The organism is Mycoplasma sp. 4423, from assembly GCF_054353855.1.
Window position 1 is genome coordinate 26,336 of record NZ_JBTHHJ010000013.1, and the last position, 6,215, is coordinate 32,550.

A 6,215-nucleotide genomic window follows, 5' to 3' on the forward strand; every position below is an offset into this window, starting at 1 on the left:
CCTTTCTAAACTAAGTTTAATAATGCTTTTAACTTAGTTTCTAATTCAGTTTTTGATAATATGTTAGTTAAAACAACCATTTTTTCTTTCGGAAAATCTAGTGCTGGTGCAACATCTGCTCCAACTACAACATAATCTACACCATTTTTGCTAAATGATGAAATATTAGTGTGTTCAACACTGTCATATTCAACACCTAATGAATCTAAAACTGATTTAACATTCATCTCTAATAGTAGCGATGAACCCAAACCAGAACCACATACACATCTAAAATTCATATTTACTCCTTGTTAATAAATTTATAAATTCACTTTTATCACTTACTGCTAGTGCTTTTGATTTGAAATCTACATCCATAAAGTATTGTGCAAACTGTGAAATCAACAGAAAATGAGAATCATTATCTGGAGCAGATAATGTGATAATTATTTTTGCAGCTTTTTCTTTTTGGCCATTAAAAACTATTTCTTTATCCAAAATTAATGTTGATGTTGCTGGTTCAATGCAGTGTTCTCCTGCTGGTGCATGCACTAAAGCAATACCTTTTTCTAAGACATAATATGCCCCATATTTTGTTGTTGATTCTAAAATTTTTTCTTCAAGTTTTCAAGTTGCTTTTTTATTTTCAACTAGCATTTTTACACAATATGGATTGCATGTTTTCAGTCTGTTATATCTTTTCGAAACTCTAACATACTTAAATCAAATAATTTCATCTTTTCTCCTATTTAAATTTTATAAATGCGACAGTAATAAACAAAACAAACAACAAAATAAGCATAATGATAAAAGTTAAGAAAATTATTTTTCCACCTTTGATGGTTGTTTTGTGCTTATATTCTTTTGGTATTGGTAAACTTTTGATATAAAAGAATTTATTTGGATTCTTAGCAATTATTAATGATTCATTTTCTTTTTGTTTATATAAATTTTTTAGTTGTTTATCATTTAATGATTTTAAATACTCCAAATCCATTTCATATTTATAAATAAGATGTTCAATAATTTTCTCTTTATTCATCATTTCCCCAATGTTTAAATTTATAAACAATTTCACTAATAAATTTGATATAAAAATTACTATATTTGCTTAGGATAAATAATTTTTTATACTTTAAATAACTCAATATCAATACAAGATGTTGGTTATAAAAATTTTCTATAAAATAATTTTTTGTAAGTATATAAATTTGTTTAGATAATTTATAATTAACTGCAAAATCTATTGTTATAACAATCGTTATAAAAGACAAAATAACAATAAAAGCAATTCAAAAGTTCATCATTAAGACTGTTCACAAAACAGTTGTTAATATAAATACAAATCACTTTAAAATTTCTTGGTTGATATTTCATTTAGCACTTGTATGTAGTGTTTTATGATAAAAATAAACTAAATTTACTAAAGCATATATATTTGAATCAAGATACTCCTTATCAAGATATAAAATTGATCTTTTAATATCCAATGATGTTTTAAAATATGATGTTTTTAAACTTATAACAAATGATTTATGATGTCTTGATTCAATATCTTGCTTTAACTTAACCAAAAACCTATCATTAATATTCAACCCAACTCTTTGATACTTAATTTTTAAATTAAACGAATAAACAAAATGAATAAATAGTTGTATGAGTAAAATTATTATTAAAACTAACGCACCGAAGATGTTAAATTGCATTATTGCTTTTTTTAAATAAGTTTCTTTTCAATAACATCTCAACAACTTTTTCTGCATTTAAATTCTTTTTTGATAACTGTGAAATTTCTTTTGAAAGGGAGTTTATATTTAAGGTACGATATGGACTATTATTATCGATTAATTCAGATGATATATTTTCATCTATGAGTATTATTATTTCAAAAAAGTCTTTAAATTTATGATTCATTCATTTATTAATTTCATTTAATCAACTCATTTTAAAGTTTTCTTTATATTTACTTTTCTTATTTGCTTGCAGCAGGATTCTGTTTGAATCTATCTTTATTTTTTCAAAATTTGAACTTGTTATAATGTTGCTAATAACAAAAATTTTTTCTTGTGTTATTACAACACCAGTTAATATTGAAAATCCTTTTTTAGCATAAGAATTTTTAATTAAAATGTTGGTTAAAACACTTGATTGAGTAAGGTTTTTTAAGATTAATAACTTATCAACTGTTGCTTTTGATGTGTATCCTATATTGTTATTGATATTTTTAGCATCCTTATTGTTTGCTTTCAATCAAATTCTTCAGATAATAACACCTATTAAAATAAATCCTAATAAAGTTGATAAAACTATAATAATAATGGTTTGAAAGGTTATTAAAAATTATCCTTTCATCAATTACAAAAATCTTTTCCATCTGCAAATGAGTATATGATAGATCCACCAATCGCTACATCTATATTATGCAAACTAAATAAATATGCATTTTCTTTTCTTAAACCACCATCGCTATATATTTTGATGTTCGAGTTGATATTTTTGATAGTTTTTGTTTTATCAAGAAGTTTAGGATTTAACTTTTGTCCTGTTCTTCCTATAACATCAATTGTCATTAAAAGTATTTTTTGTGAATTTATAATAATATTTTTATAGTTTCTTGGATCATCATTTGCTTGTAGCATAATCCCAAAATCTATATGTGGATAATTATTTTTGATTTTATAAAATTCTGTATTTACTTTTTCAGCAGAGATAAATATTGTTTTAAAACCTATATCAATTAGTTTTTTGATATGAATATATGGATTATTTAACATCAAATGCACATCAAAATGCACATTTTTATATCTATTAATTAAAAACTCTGCTTGATCAAATGTAACCCCAAAATTACTTACATAAACCCCATCCATAAAATCAATATGAATGTGTTTCATACCATTTTTAACTAAACTATCAAGTTTTGATAACGAAATGTATGAATTAAGTGCAGCAACAGATTGTGAATATTTCATAAAATCTCCAATTACCCATAAATAATTTTATGCTTCCTATATATATATATATATAGCGAATAAAGTTGTGTAATATAGGATATTGATGAATATTTTTTCATATTTTTGCCACATTATGATAATTTAATTGAACAAGTATAAAAAAATAGTTTATAAGTATATATTTTAAAAATGGTAAACTAGTCGCTCATAAGCAAATATAACATTCAAGCTACAATATTTTTAACTAAATTAATGCATTAAATATTTCTAAATTAACCAAAATACATCTAAACAATAAATTAAAAATTTATATAAGATATTCATATATAATTTTATAAGGAGAATAATGAAAGATATATATTCGATCTTAATTTTGTTATTAATAGTTGTTTTTTCCTTTAAATTCATAAAGGACACTTTCGATGTAAGAAAATATTATATAAATAATGTTATTTATAAAACTACTAAATCATGAATGTTATATAACTGAATAATCTTACTTTTTTTTGCTACCATAACTTTTATTTTTTTATTATTATTTTCTGCAAAAGTTATTTTAATAAAAAGTTACACTGAAAAACAACAAGAAGAAATCATTAACATAATTTGGTATAAAACTTGAATAATATGAGTATATATTGGTTTGTTTTTAATTTATCTATCATTAATTAGTTTTAATATATATTTTTATATTAAAACTAAAGTAAATATGCATATAAGTGATCAAGAATTTAGCAATTTTGATAAAAATCGCATAAACGATTTTTCTGTTGAAAATTCATATTTAATAAAGCGCAAAAAACAACGTAGTGGGGTTATCGAACAACAAATTCGTTTTCAAGACTACATTTCTGTTGCTAGATTAAATAGATGATTTGGTAAAAAATTATTTTATAAGTCAATTGTAAATCGATGTTTATATTTTTATTTAAGACAACCACAAAAACTGACTGCTAAAGGTCAGCAGTTTAAAGATACTAATGAAGCTTTATTAGTTTTAATTCACGCTGCTGTAAGATTTATAAATAACATATCAATTAAAAAAATAAGGATAAACGAATTATGAAACATTACTAAGAATTTAATTAACTAAATTGTATAAAAATAATATGCAAAAAGATTAATAATATTGAAATTTATTAAGCTTTTTTTGTTACTTTTATATATTATCAACATTTTTCGTTTATTATTTAATTAGATATTGCATAAAACGAGTGTAAATATTAAAAAACTAATTAAAATGAATTTAAATATTAAACCTTATATTTGCTATATCTAAGAATCAACTATTATTTTATTAGTAGTTGTTATTTATAATAAATTAAGGAGTTGTATTGAAAAAGAAAATTAAGATGCTAATAGGAACTTCATTATTTATTACATCAATAGTTCCAATGGTAATTACATCAAACATAAATAAGAATTTTAATCAGAAAATAACTATATCAGAGAACTGGTATGATAATTTTAAAGAATTTAAAATAGAAGTTAGAGATTCATTTATCAATCAATTGTCATTAACTAAAAAAGGTTTAATGATAATAATTTTGAACTTAAAATTTTACTAAATCATCAATATAACCTAAATGATGACACACAGAAGCCTAATATAGTTTTTTATAAGAGCAACGAATTTATTAATAATGTAAAAATTACCGGTAATTCATTTAAAAATTATCTAGTAAGTGAAGAATTACCAATTGTATGGTTTTATTTTAATAACGAAAAACAGAGAGAATTGTTTGTTAAGTCACTCAAAGAAGATGAAAATATAGCAAAAATTATTTTATATACAAATAATATGAAAATCCTCAAATCAACAGTAAACGATAATTTTCTTTCTGACCTTTATTTCGATAAATATACTGGATCATCTGGTGGTGGTTCAAGTAATACAAATTCGTATAATTTTTCAAAATATGATATATTAAACAAAAATGATATATTTAAAATCTTAAATTTTGAAAATGGATATAAAAAGAGTTTAACAGAGACAGATAATAACAGTTTAGATGTAGGAGTTTTAGAATTTGGTAGTGTTTTTGATAAATTTAAGACAGATAATTTTTTCGCAACTTCCGTAGAATTTCTAAATAATGATATAGATAACAAAAATAATACATGAGAGCATTCGTTAAAAGTATCATCAATTATTGGTGGTGAAGAAGGTTTTGATAAATCAGCAAAATTATATATTGCTTCATTCAACTCTAGAAATGGCAACTGACAAACTAAATTGGAAAAATTAATTAAATATTATGGTATTAGAATAATTAACCATAGCTATGGTATGGAAAAAGATTGATATAACAGATTTTATTCTGAAGAGAGTTTCTTGTTAGATTATTTATCGCGCAAGTATGGAGTGATTAATGTTATTTCTGCCGGAAACGAAAATATCGGTGATCAAAATTCTGGTTGAATCAATAATTATTCTCTTTCATACAATTCTATAACTGTCGGTGCCCTTGATAAAAACTATAAATTTCCAGTCAAAAACAACAAATTAGCATTATATTCAAATTATAAAACAGATAATGCTAATGGTGGTCCAGCAAAACCCCTAGTTGTTGTCCAGGTTATTTTAATTTTAAAGATAGTGATGGTAGAGAAGGAACATCGTTTGCTGCTCCTGCAATAACCGGATTAATTTCAACATTATTAAAATTAAAACCTAATTTAAATAATGAATTTAGAATTCCAGTAATCAAAAGTATCCTAAGTGCAGCTGCTATTTCGATAAGCGACAAAGAACATACAAAAAACAAAAACGGATTTAGTGATAAATACGGTGCAGGGATTCCAGATTTTAATAATATGTTAATTGCTGCTAAAAATATTGAAACTTTTTCTGCAACTGACTTTGGTTTTCTAGATTCTATAAATAAAGAAAGCAAACATTTTAATGCTTCAAAAGGTGATACCATAAAAGCATCATTATCATGACTATTTAATGCTGGAATAACTTCATTATTCGGTCATTCTGGGTTTCCACTTATATATCCTAATGCTGATACAAGAACATATAACGGTCCTTTTAAAGAACATGCGAAAACACTAGAAAATAAAAATGAATTAACTAATGAGTTTTATGGCCCATTTTTATACAAACAACTAAAAAATTCGGAATTTTACAATCTTATTCTGATAATTATAAAGGTTTTTCTGATTATAACTTATCACTTCAAGAATTTGTTGATGGTAAATGAATTACTGTTGATACTTCTCCTGTTTTTCTGGAAATAAATAAGAAAAAAAATTTTTCTCCCTATATTTTAG

10 protein-coding genes are annotated in these 6,215 nt (G+C 23.6%); 3 read left to right on the forward strand and 7 right to left on the reverse strand.

The window, feature by feature from the left end; translation table 4 throughout:
* Positions 1–5 precede the first annotated feature (5 nt).
* From ACXYRN_RS02955 to ACXYRN_RS02980, 6 genes are all read right to left on the reverse strand, one after another.
* Positions 6–281, reverse strand: a complete 276-nt coding sequence (locus tag ACXYRN_RS02955) for a PTS sugar transporter subunit IIB (RefSeq protein WP_458607613.1) — start codon at positions 279–281, stop codon at positions 6–8.
* Complete coding sequence (locus tag ACXYRN_RS02960; RefSeq protein ID WP_458607614.1) at positions 271–639, reverse strand: PTS sugar transporter subunit IIA; 369 nt, start codon at positions 637–639, stop codon at positions 271–273. Before ACXYRN_RS02960 ends, ACXYRN_RS02955 begins: the two co-directional genes overlap by 11 nt.
* 88 nt (positions 640–727) lie before the next feature.
* Positions 728–1,024 carry a hypothetical protein gene (locus ACXYRN_RS02965; RefSeq protein WP_458607615.1) on the reverse strand — a complete coding sequence of 99 codons (297 nt, stop codon included), beginning with the start codon at positions 1,022–1,024 and terminating at the stop codon, positions 728–730.
* The gene (locus tag ACXYRN_RS02970) at positions 1,017–1,688 is read right to left on the reverse strand and encodes a hypothetical protein (protein WP_458607616.1); all 672 of its coding nucleotides are present in this window, start codon (positions 1,686–1,688) and stop codon (positions 1,017–1,019) included. Before ACXYRN_RS02970 ends, ACXYRN_RS02965 begins: the two co-directional genes overlap by 8 nt.
* The gene (locus ACXYRN_RS02975) at positions 1,678–2,232 is read right to left on the reverse strand and encodes a hypothetical protein (RefSeq protein ID WP_458607617.1); all 555 of its coding nucleotides are present in this window, start codon (positions 2,230–2,232) and stop codon (positions 1,678–1,680) included. Before ACXYRN_RS02975 ends, ACXYRN_RS02970 begins: the two co-directional genes overlap by 11 nt.
* 83 nt (positions 2,233–2,315) lie before the next feature.
* Entirely contained in the window at positions 2,316–2,954 is a 639-nt protein-coding gene (locus ACXYRN_RS02980; RefSeq protein ID WP_458607618.1) for a beta/alpha barrel domain-containing protein, read from the reverse strand.
* Between the two features lie 328 nt (positions 2,955–3,282).
* Here ACXYRN_RS02980 and ACXYRN_RS02985 point away from each other — a divergent pair, with 328 nt between their 5' ends.
* From ACXYRN_RS02985 to ACXYRN_RS02995, 3 genes are all read left to right on the forward strand, one after another.
* Positions 3,283–4,029, forward strand: coding sequence for a hypothetical protein (locus ACXYRN_RS02985; RefSeq protein ID WP_458597669.1), 747 nt, complete (start codon positions 3,283–3,285; stop codon positions 4,027–4,029).
* Between the two features lie 241 nt (positions 4,030–4,270).
* Entirely contained in the window at positions 4,271–4,504 is a 234-nt protein-coding gene (locus ACXYRN_RS02990) for a hypothetical protein (protein ID WP_458597671.1), read from the forward strand.
* A 233-nt stretch (positions 4,505–4,737) separates the two neighbouring features.
* A complete protein-coding gene (locus ACXYRN_RS02995; RefSeq protein ID WP_458607619.1) occupies positions 4,738–5,577 on the forward strand; it encodes a S8 family serine peptidase in 840 nt (279 codons plus the stop codon).
* Here ACXYRN_RS02995 and ACXYRN_RS03000 read toward each other — a convergent pair.
* The gene (locus ACXYRN_RS03000; protein ID WP_458607620.1) at positions 5,516–5,863 is read right to left on the reverse strand and encodes a hypothetical protein; all 348 of its coding nucleotides are present in this window, start codon (positions 5,861–5,863) and stop codon (positions 5,516–5,518) included. The genes ACXYRN_RS02995 and ACXYRN_RS03000 overlap by 62 nt on opposite strands.
* Positions 5,864–6,215 lie beyond the last annotated feature (352 nt).